This window comes from Bacteroidota bacterium (assembly GCA_016706865.1).
Classification (GTDB): domain Bacteria; phylum Bacteroidota; class Bacteroidia; order Chitinophagales; family BACL12; genus UBA7236.
On sequence record JADJIS010000002.1, the window covers coordinates 414,196 to 437,607 of the forward strand.

The window sequence follows — 23,412 nt, forward strand, 5'->3', positions numbered from 1 at the left end:
TTTGGAAAACTAGTTCTGATTTATAAAGCTATTCGCTTGCCTTTTTGGCTGTCGTAGATCTACTAAAGGTTATGCGAAAACTCCTAAAAAATTTTATCATCAGCAAAAAAATTTATAAATTTGATAAGCTAAAATCAAATTCAAATGGCAAAGCAAGGTGACAAAATCATAAACGCACGGACAGGACAAAGAATGATTTTTCTTCAAACAGGAAAAGAAACAAATGGGCAACTCCTGGAAATTGAATCCTTCAATCCCAAATCGGACATGAGAGAGCCAGTTCATATTCATCCTAAACAAGAAAGTTCTGCAAAGGTTATTTCAGGCAAACTTCATTTTTTAGTTAATGGCAAGGAACAAATTATAGGGCCAGATGAAAAAATTACCATTCCCGCTGGTGCTCCACATTGTTTTTGGAATGAGGATGAAATAGAAGCTCATTCTATTCAACAATTTTCCCCCGCGCTTCATATTGATGAGTTCTTCGAATCCTTTTTTGCACTCGCAAATGACGGTAAACTTAGTGATAAGGGAATGCCTCCTTTTTTGCAGTTACCATTGATGGGTCTAAAACATAAGGACGAAATCCGTGTGACAAATCCACCATGGTCAATCCAACTTTTGACCTATTATATACTCGCACCTTTAAGTATTTTAATGGGATACAGCGCGAAATATGAATCAAAAAAATGAAAGACATCAAAGCAGCAATAAACAATGCCTAGCTGCAATGTAGGAGGGATGATTTATTTATAAAATCGAAAACAATATTTTAGAAATAGGAATATCGACTTTCTAAGAAATAGTGGAATTTGATTTGTGCCCTCCAACCTATACACTTTTCTCAATATCACAAAAATCGCAAAACACTTTTCATTTTAACCATTCTGCCCTAATTTTATATTTCAAAAATTTACATTATGAAAAAGTTAAATTTAGAAATTAAGATAAACGCCTCTCAAGAAAAAGTTTGGGATGCGATAGTAAATGTCTCAAAGTACCGTATATGGACCGCTGCTTTCAATGAGGGATCGTTTTTTGAAGGAGGATGGAATAAAGGAGATACGATAAGATTTATTGGCCTTAATGAGGCAGGGGAAAAAGAAGGAATGATCTCCGAAATTGCGGAAAGTATTTACCCCGAATTTATTTCCATTCGTCACCTGGGTTATATTATTATGGGTGTGGAAGATACAACGAGTGATGCGGTTAAAAAATGGGCTCCATCATATGAAAATTACACCTTAAGCAAAATCGGGGATGATCTCACTGAGTTTAAACTAAGTATGGACGTTGTGGACGAATGGTATGATATGTTTCTCGAAATGTGGCCAAAAGCGATGGCTAAATTGAAGGAAGTGGCGGAATCAAATAACTGACAATTACAGTTACCGAATTTAATGTATCAAGCGAAAAATATAGCCCTATGAATGAAAAAAGTATGCCTGAATTTTCAGACCAAGAATCGATTGAACAAAAGAAACGAATCAAACAATCATCCCTACTGGATGCATTTTTTATTGGATTTTTGGTGGGGATAATAATTTTTAGTGTTATAGCGAGTACTTCGGGTTTACTTACGTTAATTCCGTTGTATTTAGTTTATAGATTATTGAAAAATCGAAAAAGGACTGATCTGAAATTTTGTATTTTTATAGGGTTTTTAGTTGACCTCAAGATATTCGCAAATCTGCCAAAAATTACAGGCATGCTAATGTGACAAATCAACCTGTAATAAATATGACTATAGAACAATCCTTTACAATTGACATTCTTGGAATTGTTCCGGATAATTCGACCTGTTATATTCAGTGTCCAAGTATTGATGATGATTCTAAAATTAGAGAATTATTTATGCAATCTGAATTTAGTTTTTACTACAAAATATTCTTGACACCAGAGAATAAGCAAAAACTGAAAAGTGTTATTTTAAACGAATCTATAGTAGACTATTTTCAAAACATGACAATAAAATGCAATGATATTACTTTAATGGAAGCGTTTGATGGAAATGTTATTGGAATATTTTCAAAAAAAATAAATGTTCCGCAATTATTTCTCGACAAGTATTCTCAGACAGGTCATGCAGAAATTTCTGATGATTGGTAAATAATAACTAGGTTAAAATGGCAGAGAAAATAGTTCCAATAATTACAGAAGTCGGAAAAATTTGGGGAAGAGATGCTATTTTCCTTGATAAAGTACATGTGATTGACGAAACTACTTTTGAATTGGTTGGCCAATTTAGTATCGTGTTATGCTCAAATTTACATGGTAAAGGTTTTCAAAACTATAAAATATTATTCAAGGAAGTCTGCTTTTTCAAAATGATTGAACTAGATTTTGATGAAATTGAATACCAATCTTCTTTTGATATGGTGGAAAACTCAAAACAAATTATAAGAATGATAAAAAAGAATAAAATTAGGGACATCGGTAAAATTGATGATACTTTCAAACATTACGTATTTAGAACTTATGATACTGTATTTGAAATTATTGGAAAATCCTTTCAATTAGATTTGGGATAAAAACCAAACTTTGGTTACCAAGCAACCATTAAATTACATCCTATATGAAAACACTTAAAGGCCACTTATTTTTCCTCTTTCTTTTAGTGTGCAAAATCTTATATTCCCAAGAAATTAATATAGATACAATACCACCCCGACCCATGAATAGTTTTAATTTAAATCTGGGTGATGCTTCGGGAATATCACTTAGTTATGAAAGATTATTCAAAATTGGAGAGAATTTTTTGCTTGCGGGTAGAATCGGATTGGGATTTAACGAGGAGTATCGACTTTGTCTTTTTCCTCACGATTGTGAAACCGCCACTGAAAAGTATTTATCAGTTCCTGCAAGTGTCACTATGAATTTTGGAAAAATGAAGAAATTTTTCGAAGTAGGCATTGGTAGCACAAAACTTCATGGAAGTTTAGACCAGCATTATTGGTTATATCCGATAATTGGATACAGATTCCAACCATTAATAGAAGGAAAATTTAATTTTAGAATAAATTTCGCTTTTCCTTTCGGAGGATATAATATGGATGACATCCTGTTTACGCCAGGAAGTATTAGTACGGGAGTGTTGTTTTAAATTTTTAGTCAAGACTAGGGCTAATGACAAGAAAGCAGTGAAATTTGATAGCTTCCAAAAATAGATCCTCCTAAATTTGTAGTATATACTAAAAGTATATACCTTTGTATAAACATTATTAATATGAAAACTTTATCATTGAAACTCGATGACGAAATTTTTAAGGATGCTGAAGAAATGACATCGAAACTTAATTTAGCCAGAAACAGGTACATCAACGAAGCTGTCAGTATCTACAATTTATTTAATAAAAGGCAACTTCTAAAAAAGCAGCTAACCAAAGAATCCAAACTAACCAGCAAGGATTCCATGGAAATTTTGCGTGAATTTGAAAAATTAATTGATGAAGCTTAAGCAATACGACATTTGGTTGGCTGATCTAAACCCAAGAAGAGGAACGGAGCCGGGAAAAACAAGACCAGTTGTTATTGTGCAAACTGATTTATTAAACGAAACGCACCGCTCCACTATAATTTGTCCAATCACAACAAATGTAGAACCTGAAATAGAGCTACTTCGTGTACATTTGAAAAAGGGACAGCTTACCAAATTAAGTGATATTTTAATAGATCAAGTGCGTGCAATTGACAATTCGAGATTTATAAAAAAAATCGGGCAGCTTTCAAATGAACAAAAAATACATATTAAACAGAATTTAAGAATTGTTTTGGATATATGAATGTTTATTATACTTCCTCTCTATCCGGGCAGCAATCTTCAACACCTTCAACAATTTCAACCTCTCTTATAGATCTATTTAGTCTGATTTAATAAAAGTCTGAAATTTAAACATATCAGCTTCATTAAAAAATCATTTCCCCACCTCATTCAACCTCCAATCATACTCCATAAATTCGATCTTTGTCTCTTCACTAATTTTTACTTTCGAATACGTATTTATAAATTCTTTCAGACTTCCGTTTTTTGTAAAATCGCCGGTGAACCAGTTGAAAATGGAACTTACCTGAGCGCTGTCGGTGGAGATCTTATTTCGGGTGGGATCGTTTATAAAATCAATTGTTTGTTGCTGCAGTTGTTTTTCTAATTTATTTGCAGTATAAGCTTCATTTAATAATTTGGGACAACTATAACTCGCACAGTTTACTGCGAAATGGATGCGTGGTTCGTCCATTTTGCGGAGGATATTGTGTTCTATGTTGTTGAGATCTAAGATCTGCCCTTCAATATTTATAAATTTAATATCCCACACAGAATTAATAAATGCTACTCCGGATTGAATATCTTTAATACTTGCAAGCGGGTAATTGCGAATGATTAATTGAATGGTGTATGCATTATAAGCATTGATCCAATAAGCTAAAATTTCTTCTCTGCTCCAGGTTTTTTCGTTGGGATAATTTGTTTCTATTAATTGCAGATAGGAATTTAGTTTCAGGCTATCAGCAATAAATTTTTCATAATTTACAAATCCTGCTTCATTTACATTGTTCTTGAGGAGACCATTAAAAATATCGTGACTTATAGGTTTTGAATCGGTTTGAATACCTGAGATCGTTTTGCAGGAAACCACAGCAGTTATAAGAAAAAGTATAAAAAGACCAGATAATAAGCGCATTGAAATATGTTTTGATCTCTAAAGATACGATTGGAAATCAAAAATGGATTTAAAAAATTGTCACGCATTGTCAAAAGAAACAACCTTAATAATTTTGTGTTTTTTAAGCTCAAAAAATACCTTGTGTCCATTGTGCGTTCCTTTGAGAGCTTTGTTGTTATTCTTTTTTACCACAAGGTGCACAAAGGAACACACAAGGTACACTATTTTAAACACAAAATATCTTGTATCTTATTGTGATTTCGTGTGAACTCGGTTTTACGAGAAAAAAATATTGCAGGCAAAGCCGCAGAGTCGCAAAGAAACAGCAAAATTATTTTGTGTTATTAAACAGAAAATACCCTTTGCGTCTTTGCGCCTTTGCGTGAAAAAAAATATTCATACAAAGGCGCAAGAGACACAAAGTTTTGATATTAATTTTTAATGATCTCTTTAATTACGGTTTCGCCGTTTGAAAGAGTTGCTTTTATAAAATATAATCCCGGAGCAACATTGGTAATGTCTAAATTTATTACACCTTCTTCCTGAGTTATAGTATTTGCAACTATTTTATTTCCTGTAATATCAAAAACATCAATATTTATTCCACCGTTTACCGCATTGATATATTCCAGTTGATAGATACCATCTGATGGATTTGGATAAATATTAAGAGAGAAATTATTTTCTTCTTCAAAAATTAATCCCGGTAAAATATTTATGGTATAATCTTCCACTTCACCGTTGGTAAATGTTTCGCATGACGTTGGATATCCGCCATATTTACTGCTGATGCGCATACGTGTTAAACCAGTGGTTGCAGTTAGAGGAATTTTTACATTTTTATTAAATATGGAGGAAGAGGTTGCAACTTTTTGAAATATTTGTTCCCCGGCATCTGTAAAATCACCATCGAGATTATAATCTATCCATCCCTTCCAATACATCTGATAAACAGTGCCGGAAAAACCTGCGCTGTATTTTAATGGATAAGTTCCTCCTTTAGAAACATTAGTGGAAAGTGCGGTTCCATTATAATATCCGCCATCGCTTCCTGAGGTTCTTGTTATCGCTCCAATATTAATATAGTCGATATATCTTGATGCACTTGATGTTCCAGCACTAGTGCAATAGGTTGCTCCAGCAGGTGTAAAAGATGCAGTATAATCTTCCACTTCACCGTAATCAAATGTTTCGCATGATGTTGCAAGTGCATTGTATTTCATGGTAATGCGCATGCGGGTTGTTCCTGTTAATCCCGCAGGTACAGAAAAACTTCCACTCACTGCAGCGGTAACGGCACCGGAATTATATACATTTTCTCCGGCATCGGTAAAATCAAGATCTTTATTGTGATCTACCCAAATAGAAAAATATTCCGGATAAGTTGTACCGGTAAATCCGGGAGTTAAAGTAAATGTCGCCGTTCCTCCGGAAGTTAAATTAATAGTTGTTGCAGTAAAATCTTCATACCCACCATTATTTCCGGAATTATTAATTGTTCCTGCAATATTTATTGTTTGAATCCATTCATCGGCAGTGGATAAACCTAAGGATGCACAATATGCTGGCACAACTCCGCAAGAGGTAACACAACCTGCCGCAGAAATTGTATTTCTTATCGCATTACCTGGTTGCGTTCCAAATCCATTATTAAAATTAATTCCGTAACCGGTGAGGTGACAATAACTCATAATAGTTCCACCTCCAACCGGTGGAGGACCAGCGGCGCAACCTCCTTCTGTTGTATAACAATTATCTAAAGCACCACCAACCCATGCAGCACAATTTTGTGTATGATAACTTCCGAATAAATGTCCCATTTCATGTGTTACAACCATAACTGTCCAGCTATAAGTTGGAAAGTCGGAATAACTTGCATCAATATCGCTGTAACAATATTTATACGAATTACATAATCCATTAATTGTTGCAGCAACTCCACCTAATCCTCCCGGATCCAATGCTAATAAGTGTGCAATATTTCCATTAAATGTTGTGCGAAATGCCATAAAATCATCTAAAGCATCAAATGAAGAAGCAGCGGAATAACCGTCACTGCTTGTCCATACGAATATTTCAGAAATTTGTGTTGGAACAGTTTCGTTGGCATAAATTACTGCGGAATTATTATAGATTCCGGTAATATAATTTGCCGTATTTGTTACCGAACCTTTATTTTGATATAACTGATAATCTGCTTCGAAATATATTTTCGGGCAGGAAGAAATTCTGGAACTTCCATCAATTTCCATGATCTCGTGAAACTGATCGAGATAGGATTCATCTTCTATTGTTGCACATCCGGCATTATTATTTTCCACTAAGATATCGCGATCGGAAAAGATCATATAATCATCCGCTTCTCCTTTTTTATATCTTCCGATATTAATATTACCATCAGCGGTTGTGGAGATAATTCCCATTATTTCATTTTCGAAAATACTTATTGCAACTATGGAAGTAGGATCATCTTTTACTATTCCCTGATAATATACTCCGGGTTGATAATTAATCGCTTCTTCATTCGCGATATCGGTGCTGATCTTAAAACCCTCTGCAAAAATATTTACCTCCACAAGCTCAAGGGAAAGTAAATTATTTTTATAAGGAATATTTAATGCGATCGCGGCATTTTTAGTTTTGTGCAGATTGCCTATCTGCACAATATCTAATTTCGCATAAGTAATATTATTTGCAAATGCATCCGTATTTATTTTGTAGGGAGCCGATGTATTTAATACAAAAGGCGTCACATCTTTAAATTGGATATTCGCAGTTTTTGAATCGGAGATCATTTTGGCTAAAGGTTTTAAAGCCGTTGTTTGCGCAAATAAAGTGTTGCCGACGCACACAATTATTAATGCGGAAATAAAAGAGGTAAATAATTTTCTCATAGCAGAACTTTTTTGGGTTAAAAAATCGTGTATGTCTGCCGAAGGAATGGTACCTAAAGATGAATTTAATTTTTGAGTTTTGCAAATAAATGGTATAAGTGTTGGTTTTAGGATGATGGATGGAGGGAAAAGGGTTGTTTTGGGGGGGGGATAGGAAGTAGGAAATAGGAAGTACGAAATAGGAAGTACGAAATAGGAAGTAGGAAATAGGAAGTAGGACAGACAAGTCCTATTTCCTACTTCCTATTTCCTATGTCTAATTTCGCCGGGAACACGGAAAGGGCGGAAAGGTTACGGGAGGAGGTTGAAGTAGATTATATGTTTATTTCACACCCATTACTTTAAAGTTTGAATAAGAAAATAGACTTTAGGATGTCTCTTTAATGCTTGCGCCTTTGCGTGAAATCTTCACACAAAGACGCAAGATCGCAAAAGCATTAATTAATTTTTAATGATCTCCTTAATTAGAGTTTCACCCGAAGTGAGTGTAACTTTTATAAAATATAATCCCGGAGCGGCATTGGTAATATCTAAATTTATTACACCCAGCTCTTGTTCTATGGAATTTACAATTATTTTATTTCCAAGTATATCAAAAACATCAATATTAATTCCTCCATTTATTGCATTGGTATATTCTAATTGATATATTCCATCAGAAGGATTTGGATAAATATCCAATGAAAAAGTTTCTTCTGCAAATGGAAGTCCGGGCAAAATATTGAGTGTAAAATCTTCCACTTCTCCGTTTGTAAATGTTTCGCAAGAAGTAGGATATCCTCCGAATTTAGAACTGACACGCATGCGTGTTGCACCTGTTGTTGCAGTTAATGGAATCAGAAAATTTTTACTGAGATTAGAAGATGTTGTTTCTGTTTTTTGAAATATTTGTTCACCGGCATCTGTAAAATCACCATCGTGATTAAAATCAACCCATGCTCTCCAATACATTTGAAAAATTGTACCGGAAAAACCCGCACTGTATTTTAAGTTATAGGTACTTCCTTTTGCAACATTTGTAACCAATGCTGTTGCGTTAAAATATCCGCCATCACTTACCGAATTTCTAGTAATGGTACCAATTTTAACAAGATCGATATATCGTGTGCTGCTGGAAGTTCCGGCACTGCTGCAATAGGTAATTCCTCCACCGCTGAAAGAAGCAGTATAATCTTCCACTTCACCAAATTCGATGGATTCACAAGGCCCTGCAACAGTTTCATATTTCATGGAAATTCTCATTCGGGTTGTTCCGGTCAATCCTGCGGGAACTACAAAACTTCCGCTTACTGGTGTCAAAACTGCCGCTGAATTATAAACATTTTCACCCGGGTCAATAAAATCAAGATCTTTATTATAATCTATCCATATAGAAAATATTACAGGATAAGCTGGACCAAGATATCCTGGAAATAAAGTAAATGATGTTGTGCCACCCGAAACTAAATTAAAAGTTGTAGCTGTAAAATCTGCAAAACCTCCATTATTTCCTGAATTTTTTATAGTTCCGGCAAGGTTTACTTTTTGTAACCAAATATCTTCAGTGTGTAATCCGGCGGAAGCACAATATCCTCCAACAAATAAACAGGATGTTACACAACCGGAAGCAGAAATTGTATTGCGAATTGCATCTCCGGGCTGTGGACCAAAACCATTACTTAAATTAATTCCATATCCGGTTAAATGACAATAACTCATAATTGTTCCACCGCCAATTGGTTCAGGTCCAGGAGCGCATCCTCCCTCAGGACTCGCACAATTGTCTATTGGTCCGCCAATCCACTCACAATTCTGTGTATGTAATGAACCGAATAAATGACCCATTTCGTGAGTTACCACCATAACTGTCCAGCTGTATGTAGGAAAATCAGCAAAGGTTGGATCAATGTCGCTGTAACAATATCTTAAAGGTCCACATAAACCATTTACGGTTGCGGCAACTCCCCCAAGATCACCCGGATCTAAAGTTAAAAGTTGTGCGATGTCGCCTGTGAATGTTGGTCGAACTGTCATGAAATCATCCAATGCCTCATCGGAAGATGCGCTTCCAAAGGGATCGCTGGAGGTCCAGATAAAAATTCCGGAAACCTGTGTAGGCACACTTTCGTTGGTATAAATAACAGCGGAATTATTATAAATACTTGTAATATAATTTGTCGTATTTATTACGGAACCTTTATTTTGAAATAGTTGAAAATCTGCTTCAAAATATATTTTGGGACAAGCTGTTATTCTTGATGAGCCATCTATATTCATGATATCATGAAATTGACCCATGTCTATATCATCTTCATTGGTTGCACATTCCGCATTATTATTTTGCACTAATATTTCACGATCGGAAAAGATCATGTAGTCATCACTTTCCCCTTTTCCATATCTTCCGATATTAATATTTCCCTCTGAAGATGTGGAGATCAAACCCATTAATTCATTTTCGAAAATACTTATCGCAACAATGGAATTAGGATCATCGCGCACGATGCCCTGATAATAAACTCCGGGTTGATAATGTAACGCTTCTTCATTCGGCACGTCTGTTTGCACAGAAAATTCATCCGCAAAAATATTTACTGATATAAGATCAAGTGTAATAAGACTATTATTTTTATAAGGTATAGTTAATTCTAATGCTGCATTTTTAGTATGATATAATCCGGATATTTTTTTCATATCCATTTTAGCATAAGTAATATTATTGGCAAATAGATCGGTTGTGGTTTTAAATGCCGGTGAATTAATTCTTTGAAATGGTGCTGATTTATTAAATTCTGGATTAGTGATCTTAAATTCCGAAACCATTTTAGCAACAGGTTTTAATGTTACGGTTTGGCCGAAATTGAAATTACAGAATAAACAAATAATAATGAAAAGTGAAATGTGGTTTCTCATAATAAACTTTTAAGATTAGGTGGTTATAAAATATTGAATTGGGACAGCCTAAAGGTGCATTATAAAAATGAACTTTGCAAACATTTGAAATCCAATAGGATAACTGTTTGTTTGGAAGCAATGCTTCAACTTCCTGGTATAGGTTTGGGTATATAAGGGAGGGAATAGGTCAATCAATGCCCTGCGTCATTTTTCTTACAATTTTTAATTCGCTGAAAAACTCTTTTGCTATGATACGGAAAAATGCATATACGGGCATTGCGGCAATCATTCCCGGAACTCCGGCCAATGAGCCGAATACGAGCACAACAAAAAATACTTCGAGTGGATGCGCCTTTATCGAATTGGAATAAATAATGGGTTGGGAAATAAAATTATCGATGAGCTGCACTCCCTGGAAAAGAATAAATAATTGGATCAACATGGGAGTGATATCAAAACTTGGATCCACACTTAAATTAGTGGTAATACCTATGAACATACCGAACAACATTCCGATAATTGGTCCGATATAGGGAATGATATTAATGATACCAGCAAACAATGCAATAAGCCAGCTGTTTGGCCCGAAACCTAATGCCAATAAACCTACTGCAATTAAAATAAATACAACAAGCGACTGAATGATCAATCCCACAAAATATCGGGTGAGATATTTTTTACTGGATTGTAATATGCGTTTGGCATTGGGTTCAAATTTTGTTGGGGTGAGTATCATTACGATATTGTAAAATAATTTTTCATCCCTCAAAAAGAAAAAAGAAATAAAGGTGATGGAAAAAAGTGCAACAATTATATTTCCAAGTCCGCCCAAAATATTATTAAAAATATGGGTGATGGATGTTACATTTATCCATTCCTTTAAATTATTGTTTATGATCTGATCAACAGATTGCTGCGGAACATTCGGATCCTGAAAACGCACCACCAAAGAATCGAGGGCTTCCATTTGCGACTGTAGTCCCATTGCAACTTGTTCGGTATTGATATTACTTATGTTATTCGTTTGTTCCACAACCAAAGGTGTAAACATTTTAACGATCCCGAATATAATTCCGAATAAAACAGAAATTGTTATTAAAGAAGAAAGTGCATTGGGAATTTTAAATTTCCCGATTTTAAATTTTTCCAGAAAATCGCAAATTGGTTTTCCTATAATGGAAATAATTGCTGCGATGATAAAATAAAATAATATAGTAGTGATCTGCAATATCAGCCAAACAACACCAAATACCAAAGCAAGTGTGATAAGGATCAATAAAGTTGTTCGAATGATATTGTTGTTTGACCAATTTGTGGGCATTTTGGAATTTTTGCGAAAGATAGGTTAAAAAAAGAATCGAAGGGAGGTGGTGGAAGATTCGAAGGGAGAAGATTCGAAGGGAGAAGGGGAAGGTTCTAAGAGGGAAAAAGGAAGGAAGGGGTGGGGAAGGGGGAGAAAAGGATTAGCCTTATAAAAATATCGAATAAAGAACAAGGAATAGAGAATCCGTCATGAGACGGACAGGCATTAATCGGATCGACAAGCCGGAGGATATTCCTCCGAATTATATTGGGAGGAATATCAAATAATAATCAAAAAATAAAAAACATTAATCGGAACCATAACCCGAATAAATTTCCTCCGTAGTGAAGTTTCAATGTAACAATAAACCTACTCCCCTATGGGGTCGGGGGCCAAAACATTAATCGGATCGACAACCCGGAGGATATTCCTCCGTAATGAACCCAAAAGCTTAACTAATCCATAAACTATGAGCTCCGAATCCACAGAGTTCGTCATGTAGCGAGCGACGCAGGAGCTCTGCTTCATGGCGTAACACTGTGGGGAAACGTTTGGGCTTGGGAACGCAGAACCCTGAACTCAGAACACAGAACTGAAACATGTAGTGATCGACGTACGAGATCTATTACATGTCAGAACCCAGAACATCGTTCGAAATTAAAGTTCAATAGAAAAAAAATCTTAACAACATCCTCCTCCATCATAAAAGTAAGTAGAGCCGGAAATAAAAATATCATTTCTATTTAAGGCGGCAAGATTACCTGCTGTTTTATCGCAAACGGCGAGCGGTTGATTTGGAGTTAGGGTGTGACCTTTGTGGTCGTCGAAATATTCTGCAACGCCGTAATAGATTGCGGTTTTTCCGGTGAATACACAAGGACCATCATTAGGCATTGGATCTTTAATTGCACATACTTCTGCACTTTCGATATAAATTAATTCTGACGTTTCGTAATGTAAAGGATCTAAAATTCTATAAGGTCTTCTTGCACGCACTTCTATTGTACCAAAACCAACATCGGTAATTCTGTTAATATATTCCTGCAAAGGCAATGATCCACTCAAACACAAAGCGCGTAATTTTTCATCGTCTCTCAGGTTTTCAGGAATTGTTTGTTCGCAGGTTGGATCACTCATTACCAAACGACCGTGTTTTTTTAATATGCGATACATTTCTCCCAATGCTTTTTGGAGATCTTCTTCTCTGAAAATATTAAAAAGACAATTTTGAGCAGCAATATCAACCGAATTATCTTCCACCGGTAAATTAAATGCATCACCTTTGCGAAGATCAACAAATTCTCTTTTGAACCAGGGATTTAATTTTTCTGCTTCCAATAAATTTTCGTGACAGGCATCCAACATTTCGTCAACAACATCAACTCCGATCACACCACCTTTTTTACGGGAGAAATATGCGAATTGCAATAATTCCATTCCACCACCAACACCTACATACATTATGGTAGGTTCATTTACAAGATCGCGCGGATTTACAGTACTTCCGCATCCATAATTCATCTGCAACATTTTTTGCGGAATTACAAGTCCGGGTAATTGCCAAATTGGAGTGGTTGTGCAACACAATCCTTCCTGTGGATTTTCTGCTGCTTCTTTGTAAACGTTTCTTGTAGTTTCTAAATAACCTGTCGACATGTTTATTTATTTTAGTATTAAATAATATTATTTGATATAACATAAATGAGTGCAGAAACAAGTGCTGCAATTGGCAAAGTAAGTACCCATGAGCCAACTATTTTACCTATCATTTTATAATCTGCTTTTTTATTCACCACACCAATCCCGAAAATACCACCAACGGAAACATGCGTTGTTGACACCGGTAATCCACTTGCACTAGCCGTCCAAACTAATACTGCCGTAATTAAATTAGAAGTAAATCCCTGCCCTGAATTCATATAAGTAATTTTTTTACTCATGGTCATGGCTACTTTTTTGGAATTTAATAATCCACCAATTGCCATTACTATTGCAACGATGATGATCATCCAGGGAACATTTAAAAAACTCACCAATAATAATAATCCTGCAATTTTTGGTGCGTCATTCATTCCTCTGGCAAATCCAACTGCACCTGCAGATAAAAAATGCAAGCCGTCCAATATTTTTTGAGCGCTGATGCCGACAATATTTCCATGATAACTTTCGCGATAATCATTGCTTATCGAAATGGTGGATGCAGCAATACTATTTGTATCAGAGGATGGTTTATCAACTGTAAGATGTGTTTGTTTATCTATTTTGAGTAACAAACGAAGTTGTCGGAAAATAAAATATAAAATAATACTTGCAGCACAGGCAATAAAGGGACTTAATAATAATGGTTTGAGAAATACTTGCCCTAATTGAGTTAAATTTAGTTCGCTTCCAACAGCCATAAATCCTGCGCCAACCAATGCTCCTACAATTGCATGCGTTGTGGAGATAGGAATACCGATCTTGGTTGCTAAAAATACGGTTATGGCAGCGCCAAGTGCTACAGCAATTGCAAGCGAAGGATCTTTTAATGCTTCATCGGGAATTAATCCTTTTCCCGAAAAATTTTTCATTAATCCCTGCGCAATATAAATTGCAAATAAACAGCCGGCGAGCGTAGTAATTGTTCCCCAGTTAATTGCTTTTTTATAATCCGTTGTTCCGCTTCCAAATAAGGTAGATACACCTTTAAAGTTATCATTGGCTCCATTAGAAAATGCAAGAAAACAAGCTGCTAATAAAATTATAATTGCTATCATGCTATCACATGTTTTAGGTCAGGAAATAAATTTAGATCTTCAATTGTATCGATATCAGTTAATGTTTCCAGCAAAAATAATTTACCATTATTGTTTTCAATTTCTGCTTTCGATTCTTTAAACAGATGTTCGGTGCTCCATTGTTTGTTTTGCAGTATCCAGCGGTTCCACTTTTTCATACCAATTAAATAATAACCACCGTCGTTTGCGGGACCTATTACAAAGTCGTGATCTTGCAAAGCCTGAAATGCTTTATTAATATGTTCTGAGGTAAGTTCATAACAATCTGCGCCTATCATCACCACTTCTTTGTATTCGTTTTTAAATGGAATGGAAAAACCATAATCCATACGGACTCCCAGATCACCACTGCATTGTACATATTTTTTATAAACAGCATTATCAAAAATGTCATTTCTTTCTACCAGGTCAGAATAAAAAATATATTTATCCGCATCTATTTCTGCGGTAATTTTTTGTGTATGCGACAATAAATTTTTGTAAACATCAAATGCCAGTTCATCACCCGTTTCTTTTGCAAGGCGGGTTTTTACTTTTCCCTTAACGGGATTCTTTAACATTATTACGAGGGCTTTTCTATTCGACATTTTATTTTTTATTGATCGATATGAATATTAATTCACTTAAGCAACGGTTCCTCCGCAACTACTGCCACTTCCTGCAGTGCAACCGAAACAATGTTGATTCAATACAATTTCTCTGTTATTTAATTTTTCCAGATCCCAGTTACTGATATGGTTTGGAGCGCCATGATTTACTTTCAATCCCAACATCTGATTAAAATCACAATCGTAAATTGTTCCTTCCCAACCAATGGAAATGGTATTTCTGCACATTACATTTTGTGCTGCAACGGGATTAAATGCTTCAATTAATTGCTGCATATACGATTCATAATTCCCACTCTGAATTAAATAATCGAGAAATCTGCTTATTGGCATATTTGTAATGCAGAATAAACTATTAAATTCGATATTGTGCTGGCGTTTTAATTCTTTTTTAAATTGCGCTTCTAAAGTTTCCTGCGAGCCGGGCAAAAATGCTCCGCTTGGATTATACACTAAATTTAATATCAAACCTGTTCCGGGTTTTCCATAGCCCACTTCATTTAGTAATTGCAGTGCTTTAATACTATCTTCAAAAACACCATCACCGCGTTGCGCATCAGTTCTCGATTTATTATAAAAGGGCAAGGAAGAAATTACTTCCACTTTGTGATCGGCAAAAAATTGTGGAAGATCGTGATATTTTTTATTTGCCATAATGATGGTGAGGTTACAACGCACCATTGTTTTTCTGCCGAGTTTTGAAATACCTTCCACAAACCATCTGAAATCAGGATTCATTTCCGGTGCACCACCTGTAAGATCAACAGTTGGAATATCGGTCTGAGCCAAAACATCCAAACACTGCTGCATGGTTTCTCTCGTCATAATTTCCTTGCGATCAGGACCTGCATCCACATGACAATGCGCACAGGTTTGATTGCACATATAACCTACATTCACCTGAAATATTTCAGTTTTTGTCGGCTTTAACGGAAATAAATTGATAATGTTTAATTTATTATCAAACCGCTCAAAATCCGCAGCTGCAATTTCATGTGTTTCCAACACCTTTAGCTGATAATCGTTATCCGCTAATTTGTGATGTTGGGCATGTAATGATTTTGTTGTCTTCATATATTAAGTTGTCATTAGTCAAGAGTCATTAGTCAGGAGTCAATAGTCAAGAGTCAATGGTCAGGACGTAAATTTTTAAACGGACGTAAACTCATTACTCATAACTCATTACTCATTACTCATTTCGTGAATCGTGAGTCCGCTCCTACTCGGAACATACTCACTACTCACTACTCACCACTTTCCATCCTACATGGCTATCTCCTTAAATTTCGCCATCATCTGTGTTCCATGTACTAAACTTGCACCTCCGCGTATTGCTGCTGCAACGTGAATTGCTTCCATCATTTGTTCTTCATCACAACCCTTTGCCATGGTATCTTGTGTATATGCATCAATGCAATAAGGACATTGAATGGCATGAGAAACTGCAAGTGCAATTAAACTTTTTTCACGTTCAGTTAATGCACCTTCTGCAAAAACTTTTCCGTAATAATCAAAAAATGCTTTTCCCAATTCGCCATCCCATTCGCTGATCTTGCCGAAATTTTTGAGGTCTTTTGGGTCGTAGTATGTTGAACGTTCCATTATGAATTATGTATTTTTAAATGAATTAATAAATTAATATTGCTGTAATTATTTGTTTTGCGTTTGGCTCCAAAACAGAAGCAAACTACAAATGTTCAAATCGGATGTATTGAATCAAACAGCAGGCGGACCCCTTAATAAGGAGTACTTACGAAAGAAAGTTGTAAGTGGATTGCGGAAAAGTGTAGTACTAAAACTGTCAATGGAAGCCAGAATTCCGGCTAATATTCTTCGGAAAGAAAAAGATAAAAATGGATCTAAAATGGTTTTAATAAGATCTGTTTTATGATCCAGATCTCTTTTTTGTTCAGTTATGATAAAATCGGCAGAAAGAGCATCTAAATACTGAATAAATGCAGTGCTTACCTGATCAGTTCCCCAGGGAATGGTATTAAATAATTCAGTTCGTAAAAAATTGTTTTTGAGCCCGATAAGATATAATCCGCCATCTGTTGCAGGTCCAATAACAACATCTTTTATCTGCAATTCACGTGCAGCGAAAACAAGGTCAGATGGAGTCAAGGTGGGACAATCGTTTCCAATTGCGATAACGTTTTCAAAACCAAGCTTAAAAATACCTTTAAATGCATTATTCAGTCTTTCCCCAAATGAATTTCCGGTTTGGAGGTCAGTATTAATTGTGAAACATGGGAGACCACTTTCTCTTGCAATTTTTTCGCTGTGACTGATGAGATTTTTTGCAATTAATAAATTTGCATGAAAGGAGTGTGCATCTGTGAAGTCTTTAGCTACAGCTTCTTCTTCCGCAGATCGCGTGAAAAGTAGCAGTGCAGTATTTTTAACTTCTTTGAGATGCATAGTGGTGAAACGCCTGTTTCGCTGAATAGTTCGGCTAAAATAGAAAGCTTTTTTGAAATGGAATGTTAAACTTTTTCTAACGTTTCTTTAGGATCCTCCTTTCGGGCCAAATTACCACGTTTGGAAAGTAGGATGAAGCTCGGCAAATCCGCCTATCGTTTTTTAGGTAGTATAGTCAATAAATGAAGAAAAAACTTAGTGTATTGTGATCATTTCTTATTCCAACTTGTGAAATTTGAAAATGACCTATATTGTGAAATGCCCTTATAGTAAGATAAAACTAAAGCAATATGATTTCAGCTATTAAGTTTTAGATTTCAACGCTAGCAATTGCATTCTCAATCCCCGTCATTTTAATGCCAATATGCGCTTTACTGTAAACGCAGATTCCATTTTTGATCACCAAAACCTGCGGAGATTCATGTCGTATGCGAAATAAATCGGATACTTGATTTGAAACTGATCTAAAATTTATAAGGTCTAATAAATGAAAATCAGCATTTACAGGCGAAGTTGAATCCTCTAAATTTTCTTTCACCAAATAACTTGTTCCACATCTCAAACTGTGTTTGTATATTACCTGTGGTTGTTCATGTGATCTGCTTATTAATTCGTTGAGTTCTTCTCCTGAAGTTAATTTTATCCAATCCATCCTTTAAAATAATTATTTACATTACCTAAACAAAATACCTGCAAAATAGTTCAATTTTTGGAGGATATTCAAACGTGTTTATCCATGCTGCTTTCAAGCCAAACCACTGCTCTTTTAATGTAATATTCCTTATCACTTTTTTGTTTTTTAATGAGCTTTAGTATTGCTGGATGAAGTTCAGGTCGTTTATTAAAATCTTCTACTAAAACCAGGGATAAACGCCTGAGCCACATATTTTTTGATTCAGACAATCTGTTAGCTAATTCAAACACCTCCTTCGTTCTGATCTTATTGATGGATTTTAAACTCTGCATTCCAAGTGTATCACAAACTGCCCAATTATCTATCCCGTCGGCATATTTTTCTACTAAAACCATTGCTCTTTCCGGATCCTGTTTTGCGATGAGGCGAATTATTTTCGCGGCAAGAATTTTTTCCTCATAAGCACCCGATTTCCATAATTCCTCTACAAGTTCAAATCCCCCATCCTTATATTCTTTTGCCAGATCATTGATAACAGGCATACGCACTCCGTAAGCTCCTGTAGCACCTGGGGCAACTATTTTCAACTGCTCAATTCTGTCGGGATGACCGGCAGCCTTTAATGCTTTCTTAATTTTATTCAGAGACATAATTAATACAATAATTTTCAAATATGGTAATTAAACTTTTTGTGATCTCTCCGGGAACACCATTTGCGATCATTTGATCTTCAATTTTTACTACGGGCATAATGTTTTTTGTTGTACTCGAAATAAATACTTCATCAGCTTCAAATAATTCTTTAATCGAAATATCTTTTTCAATCACCATAAATTGTTCTTTTAAACAATTCATCACATGATGTCGTGTTACACCTTTTAATATATTTTTATCCGGTGTGTATATTAATCCTCCTTTAATAATAAAAATATTACATCGGGAACATTCACGTACAATATTGTCGTAATAAAACAGAATATCCTCTGCATTGTTTTCCAGCATTCTGTCGTATTCTCTAAAAGAACCTAAGTAAAATGTAGTTTTATATTCCGGAAATGGTTTTGCATATTCATGGAGGATGAGCGTGATTCCATTATCAAACATGGAAACATCGTATGGTATAAAAACATCTTGATATACAGTGATTATTGCAGAAATATTTTTATTTATCATTCTTGCGGAAATGATACATTTAAAATAAGAATCTTGTAAATTATTTTTGGTTTGCAATGTTTCCAATACTTTTTTTACTTCATGCATATCTGCTTTGAAATGCAAGCGCAGTAAGGATTGCGAGTGCTCCAAACGCTGCAGGTGCTCCTTCAAAAAAGTGATCTTACCATTTCTCTCCCTGCAATAATCAAACACTGCAAAACCGCGTTCGAAACCAAGGTCATCTATGCCGATACTTATTTGATCTTTCGGTAAATATTTTCCATCGCGATATGCTAATAATTGTTGTTCCATATTAATTTGCTAAGATACTGTTCCTGATATTATACTTCGCACATAATTTTTTCACCATCGCATTAATATTTTCCTGATATTGTTTTGGTGGGTAAGGCCAATTTCCATACAAACTTTTATATTGTTCCACCAGTTCCGGATGATATCGTTCGAGAAATTTATAATACAGGGTTTTGGAGGATGCGGAATCTTCCCCAAAAAGTGTAAGTCCTCCAATTAAAACATAATCAGCACCATATTTTTTTGCATGGTAGATCATCTCCTCCAGTTTTTCTTCACAGTCGGAAATATATGGTAATACCGGTAAACAATTCAAACCAGTGAGTAAACCGGCCTCTTTTATTTTTTGCATGGTTTCCAGTCTTTTTAGAGGAGGAATTGCACCGGGTTCAAGATGATCGCTGATTTTTTGATCCAAAGTTGATATTGAAAAAGTGACCAATGTTCCGCGATTTAAACTCAATTTCAGGTCGTCAGGAAGAATTGCATTTGTATCAATTTTTTTCAAGATATCAATATCCTTTAAAACAAGATCAGATTTTGTGATAATATGCACAGGAAATTGATATTTCACAAATAATTCCAGAAACTTTTTTGTCATTCCATATTTAACATCCACCTGCATATATGCATCTGTAGCACTTGATACTACAACAAATGCGTATTGTTGCTTTTTTACACGGAATTGCAATTGTTTCTCCAATATTTCAGGGGCATTTATTTTTACGGAAAGTTTTTCTTCCATATTCTCCCCATACTTACTCCCACGCACGTAGCAGTAGAGGCAATTCATACTGCAGCCTTCATATGCATTTGCGGTAAATTCGTCTAAAAACCAGCTATCGCGTTTTTTCTTTTTATTGAGAATGGTTTTTGCTTGAATTTCCTGTATCACAAAACAATATTAAGCAGAAAATCTAATTGTATCCTGCCCAAAACTACCGATATTTGTACCTTCAAACTAAACGGGCAGTTTACTTGTTAAAAATCAGGATAAGAAACAAAAAGAAATGGACAAGTTTTCATACATAGCAAATGCGGAACCTCAATATATAGAGAGTTTATATCAGAATTATATAGCAGATCCTTCTAAAATTGACTCGGAATGGAAAAAGTTTTTTGAAGGATTTGACTTTGCACAGCAGAATTTTTCTTCCAATGGCCATACTGAAAATATTACAGTATCCAATTTGGCAGCGGAATTAAAAGTGTACAGTGCAATTTTGGCCTATCGGGAAAAGGGCCATTTGATCTCCAAAACAAATCCGTTAAAACCGCGTAAGGATCGCAATGCACAATTAAATTTGGATCAATTGGGATTTAGTGAAGCTGATCTGAACAAAAAATTTGGTGCTGGTATTTTGGTTGGATTGGAAAATGCCACATTACAGGAGATCATAACACATCTCGAAAATTGTTATTGCAGAAGTCTTGGATTTGAATATGATTATATTATTGATCCGGTAGAAAAAAAATGGTTTCAGGATAAAATAGAAATCTCGGGAAAAAATATTTCGTTTCCTGTCGAACAAAAAAAACGTATACTCAAAAAATTAAATGAGACTGTTGTATTTGAACAATTTCTGGAAAAAAAATACGTAGGTCAAAAACGATTTTCATTGGAGGGGGGAGAAACTACAATTCCGGCCTTAGATGCAATTATTACAAAAGGTGCGGCAATGGGAGTGGAGGAATTTGTATTCGGAATGGCGCATCGCGGAAGATTAAATGTGTTGGCTAATATTCTCGGAAAAACCTACGAGCAAATATTTAATGAATTTGAAGGAACCTCCATTCCTGATACTACCATGGGTGATGGCGATGTGAAATATCATCTTGGATATTCATCGCAGGTGGAAACAAGTTCAGGAAAAGAAGTGCATTTAAAATTAACGCCAAATCCATCGCATTTAGAGGCAGTTAATCCTGTGATGCAGGGATTTGTGAGAGCTAAAACGGATGTTTTATACCATGAGGATTGGGATAAAATAATGCCGATAACAATTCACGGTGATGCTGCTATTGCCGGACAAGGAGTTGTTTACGAAGTTTTGCAAATGAGCAATTTGAAAGGTTACAGAGTTGGAGGTACTTTACATTTTGTAATTAATAATCAGATAGGATTTACTACTGATTTTGATGATGCACGCACAAGTAATTATTGTACAAGTTATGCTGCAACAATTCAAGCGCCTGTAATTCATGTGAATGGCGATGATGCAGAGGCAGTGGTATTTGCCTGTGAATTAGCAGTGGAATATCGTCAGGAATTTAATAAGGATATTTTTATTGATATGTTGTGTTACAGAAAACACGGACATAACGAAGGGGATGATCCGAAATACACTCAGCCTGCTTTATATAAATTAATTGAAAATAAATTAAATCCGCGTGAAATTTATGTGCAGAAATTATTAGCGAGTCACGATATTGATAAACAACTCGCAACAGAAATGGAAAAAGATTTCTGGAATGAATTACAAAGCAGATTAGATCTCACTAAACAAAAACCACTTAAGTATCAATATCAGGCTCCGGAAGAAGCGTGGAGAAAACTGAAAAAAATAATTGACATTGCCGTAGACTTTAGCAATACACCGGAAACAAAAGTTGACAAAGAAAAAATTAAACAGGTTACGGATAACATGTTTAAAGTGCCTGAAGGTTTTGTGAAATTGAAAAAAATTGAAAAGTTATTTGAAGCGAATAAAAAACTTTTATCAGAAAATAAAATTGACTGGGCATTAGCTGAATTGCTTGCTTACGGAACTATTTTATTAGATGGACAAGATGTTCGCATGAGCGGACAAGATGTAAGAAGAGGAACTTTTAGTCACCGTCATGCAGTATTGCGTGAAGAAAATACGAATGAAGAATATATTCGTTTAAATCACCTCGACGAAAAACAAGGTAAATTTAGAATTTATAATTCTTTATTGAGCGAATTTGGAGTATTGGGATTTGAATTTGGATACAGTCTTGCATGTCCCGACCCATTGGTAATATGGGAAGCACAATTCGGCGATTTTAATAATGGCGCACAAACAATAATCGATCAGTTTATATCAGCAAGTGTGAGCAAATGGCAGCGTATGAGCGGACTGGTTATGTTATTGCCTCATGGATATGAAGGTCAGGGTCCGGAGCACTCCAGTGCGCGTTTGGAGCGATTTTTACAATTATGTGCCGAAGGAAATTTAATTGTTGCCAATATTACTACTCCTGCAAATTTTTTCCATGTATTAAGAAGACAACTTGCCTTTGATTTTCGCAGACCTCTGATCATTATGAGTCCGAAAAGTTTGTTGCGTCACCCCTTGGTGCAATCTCCACTAACTGAATTATCGGAAGGTAAATTTGAACCGCTGATAGGAGATACGTATGCTGATAAGAAAAAGGTAAAACGCGTTATTTTATGCAGTGGAAAAGTATATTATGATCTGTTTGAATATCAACAAAAAAATGAAAGAAAGGATATTGCAATTTTACGAGTGGAACAATTATATCCTTTTCCGATGACAAGATTAAAAGAAGAATTAAATAAATATCCTGATGCAGAATTAATGTGGACGCAGGAAGAACCAAGAAATATGGGTGCATGGTTTTATATTTGGAATTTGATGGGAACTATGATAAAACAAAAGGTGAGCAGAAAATCAAGTGCATCACCGGCAACGGGATTTGCAAAGATTCATGCTCAGGAGCAAGCGGATATTGTGGAGCAGAGTTTTAAGTTGTGAGTAGTCGGTTTCATTGGGCGAAGTAGGAAGCCG

The 23,412-nt window shown here is 35.3% G+C and carries 23 protein-coding genes; 9 read left to right on the top strand and 14 right to left on the bottom strand.

The genetic code is table 11. The features are described from left to right. Nucleotides 1–144: 144 nt before the first annotated feature. From IPI31_04840 to IPI31_04875, 8 genes are all read left to right on the top strand, one after another. Nucleotides 145–693, top strand: coding sequence for a cupin domain-containing protein (locus tag IPI31_04840; protein ID MBK7567132.1), 549 nt, complete (start codon nt 145–147; stop codon nt 691–693). Nucleotides 694–920: 227 nt separating this feature from the next. Then, nucleotides 921–1,379, top strand: a complete 459-nt coding sequence (locus tag IPI31_04845) for a hypothetical protein (protein ID MBK7567133.1) — start codon at nt 921–923, stop codon at nt 1,377–1,379. 47 nt (nt 1,380–1,426) lie between these two features. After that, entirely contained in the window at nt 1,427–1,720 is a 294-nt protein-coding gene (locus IPI31_04850; GenBank protein MBK7567134.1) for an FUSC family protein, read from the top strand. A 20-nt stretch (nt 1,721–1,740) separates the two neighbouring features. After that, nucleotides 1,741–2,109, top strand: a complete 369-nt coding sequence (locus tag IPI31_04855) for a hypothetical protein (GenBank protein MBK7567135.1) — start codon at nt 1,741–1,743, stop codon at nt 2,107–2,109. A 17-nt stretch (nt 2,110–2,126) separates the two neighbouring features. Beyond that, nucleotides 2,127–2,531 carry a hypothetical protein gene (locus tag IPI31_04860; GenBank protein ID MBK7567136.1) on the top strand — a complete coding sequence of 135 codons (405 nt, stop codon included), beginning with the start codon at nt 2,127–2,129 and terminating at the stop codon, nt 2,529–2,531. Nucleotides 2,532–2,674: 143 nt separating this feature from the next. Continuing rightward, on the top strand, nt 2,675–3,103 hold the full coding sequence (locus IPI31_04865; GenBank protein MBK7567137.1) for a hypothetical protein: 429 nt from the start codon (nt 2,675–2,677) through the stop codon (nt 3,101–3,103). A 123-nt stretch (nt 3,104–3,226) separates the two neighbouring features. After that, nucleotides 3,227–3,457 carry a hypothetical protein gene (locus IPI31_04870; protein ID MBK7567138.1) on the top strand — a complete coding sequence of 77 codons (231 nt, stop codon included), beginning with the start codon at nt 3,227–3,229 and terminating at the stop codon, nt 3,455–3,457. Next, on the top strand, nt 3,447–3,782 hold the full coding sequence (locus IPI31_04875; GenBank protein MBK7567139.1) for a type II toxin-antitoxin system PemK/MazF family toxin: 336 nt from the start codon (nt 3,447–3,449) through the stop codon (nt 3,780–3,782). The genes IPI31_04870 and IPI31_04875 overlap by 11 nt, the downstream gene beginning before the upstream one ends. Nucleotides 3,783–3,914: 132 nt before the next feature. Here IPI31_04875 and IPI31_04880 read toward each other — a convergent pair whose 3' ends face one another. The 14 genes from IPI31_04880 to IPI31_04945 all read right to left on the bottom strand — a co-directional run bounded on the left by IPI31_04880 (nt 3,915) and on the right by IPI31_04945 (nt 20,534). Further along, nucleotides 3,915–4,679, bottom strand: a complete 765-nt coding sequence (locus IPI31_04880) for a DUF547 domain-containing protein (protein ID MBK7567140.1) — start codon at nt 4,677–4,679, stop codon at nt 3,915–3,917. Nucleotides 4,680–5,092: 413 nt separating this feature from the next. Next, entirely contained in the window at nt 5,093–7,555 is a 2,463-nt protein-coding gene (locus IPI31_04885; GenBank protein MBK7567141.1) for a T9SS type A sorting domain-containing protein, read from the bottom strand. Between the two features lie 441 nt (nt 7,556–7,996). Then, the gene (locus IPI31_04890; protein ID MBK7567142.1) at nt 7,997–10,447 is read right to left on the bottom strand and encodes a T9SS type A sorting domain-containing protein; all 2,451 of its coding nucleotides are present in this window, start codon (nt 10,445–10,447) and stop codon (nt 7,997–7,999) included. A gap of 169 nt (nt 10,448–10,616) precedes the next feature. Continuing rightward, nucleotides 10,617–11,750 carry an AI-2E family transporter gene (locus IPI31_04895; protein MBK7567143.1) on the bottom strand — a complete coding sequence of 378 codons (1,134 nt, stop codon included), beginning with the start codon at nt 11,748–11,750 and terminating at the stop codon, nt 10,617–10,619. A gap of 663 nt (nt 11,751–12,413) precedes the next feature. Then, nucleotides 12,414–13,388: an arsenosugar biosynthesis arsenite methyltransferase ArsM gene (arsM, locus tag IPI31_04900; protein ID MBK7567144.1), complete on the bottom strand. Its 975-nt coding sequence runs from the start codon at nt 13,386–13,388 to the stop codon at nt 12,414–12,416. Between the two features lie 17 nt (nt 13,389–13,405). After that, nucleotides 13,406–14,488, bottom strand: coding sequence for an anion permease (locus tag IPI31_04905; protein MBK7567145.1), 1,083 nt, complete (start codon nt 14,486–14,488; stop codon nt 13,406–13,408). Beyond that, the gene (locus tag IPI31_04910) at nt 14,485–15,096 is read right to left on the bottom strand and encodes a TIGR04282 family arsenosugar biosynthesis glycosyltransferase (protein ID MBK7567146.1); all 612 of its coding nucleotides are present in this window, start codon (nt 15,094–15,096) and stop codon (nt 14,485–14,487) included. Before IPI31_04910 ends, IPI31_04905 begins: the two co-directional genes overlap by 4 nt. Before the next feature lie 36 nt (nt 15,097–15,132). After that, on the bottom strand, nt 15,133–16,191 hold the full coding sequence (gene arsS / locus IPI31_04915; protein MBK7567147.1) for an arsenosugar biosynthesis radical SAM protein ArsS: 1,059 nt from the start codon (nt 16,189–16,191) through the stop codon (nt 15,133–15,135). Nucleotides 16,192–16,380: 189 nt separating this feature from the next. After that, the gene (locus tag IPI31_04920; protein ID MBK7567148.1) at nt 16,381–16,719 is read right to left on the bottom strand and encodes a carboxymuconolactone decarboxylase family protein; all 339 of its coding nucleotides are present in this window, start codon (nt 16,717–16,719) and stop codon (nt 16,381–16,383) included. 114 nt (nt 16,720–16,833) lie between these two features. Next, nucleotides 16,834–17,538, bottom strand: a complete 705-nt coding sequence (locus IPI31_04925) for a DUF2064 domain-containing protein (protein MBK7567149.1) — start codon at nt 17,536–17,538, stop codon at nt 16,834–16,836. Nucleotides 17,539–17,848: 310 nt separating this feature from the next. Beyond that, a complete protein-coding gene (gene ytxJ / locus IPI31_04930) occupies nt 17,849–18,190 on the bottom strand; it encodes a bacillithiol system redox-active protein YtxJ (protein ID MBK7567150.1) in 342 nt (113 codons plus the stop codon). Nucleotides 18,191–18,258: 68 nt separating this feature from the next. Continuing rightward, the gene (locus tag IPI31_04935; protein ID MBK7567151.1) at nt 18,259–18,822 is read right to left on the bottom strand and encodes a DNA alkylation repair protein; all 564 of its coding nucleotides are present in this window, start codon (nt 18,820–18,822) and stop codon (nt 18,259–18,261) included. Next, nucleotides 18,809–19,639, bottom strand: a complete 831-nt coding sequence (locus tag IPI31_04940; GenBank protein MBK7567152.1) for an aminotransferase class IV — start codon at nt 19,637–19,639, stop codon at nt 18,809–18,811. The genes IPI31_04935 and IPI31_04940 overlap by 14 nt, the downstream gene beginning before the upstream one ends. Nucleotide 19,640: 1 nt before the next feature. Continuing rightward, nucleotides 19,641–20,534 (bottom strand): radical SAM protein, encoded by an 894-nt coding sequence (locus IPI31_04945; protein MBK7567153.1) that lies wholly within the window; start codon nt 20,532–20,534, stop codon nt 19,641–19,643. A gap of 115 nt (nt 20,535–20,649) precedes the next feature. On the opposite strand from IPI31_04945, the gene IPI31_04950 reads away from it, so the two are divergent. Next, on the top strand, nt 20,650–23,379 hold the full coding sequence (locus IPI31_04950) for a 2-oxoglutarate dehydrogenase E1 component (protein ID MBK7567154.1): 2,730 nt from the start codon (nt 20,650–20,652) through the stop codon (nt 23,377–23,379). Nucleotides 23,380–23,412 lie beyond the last annotated feature (33 nt).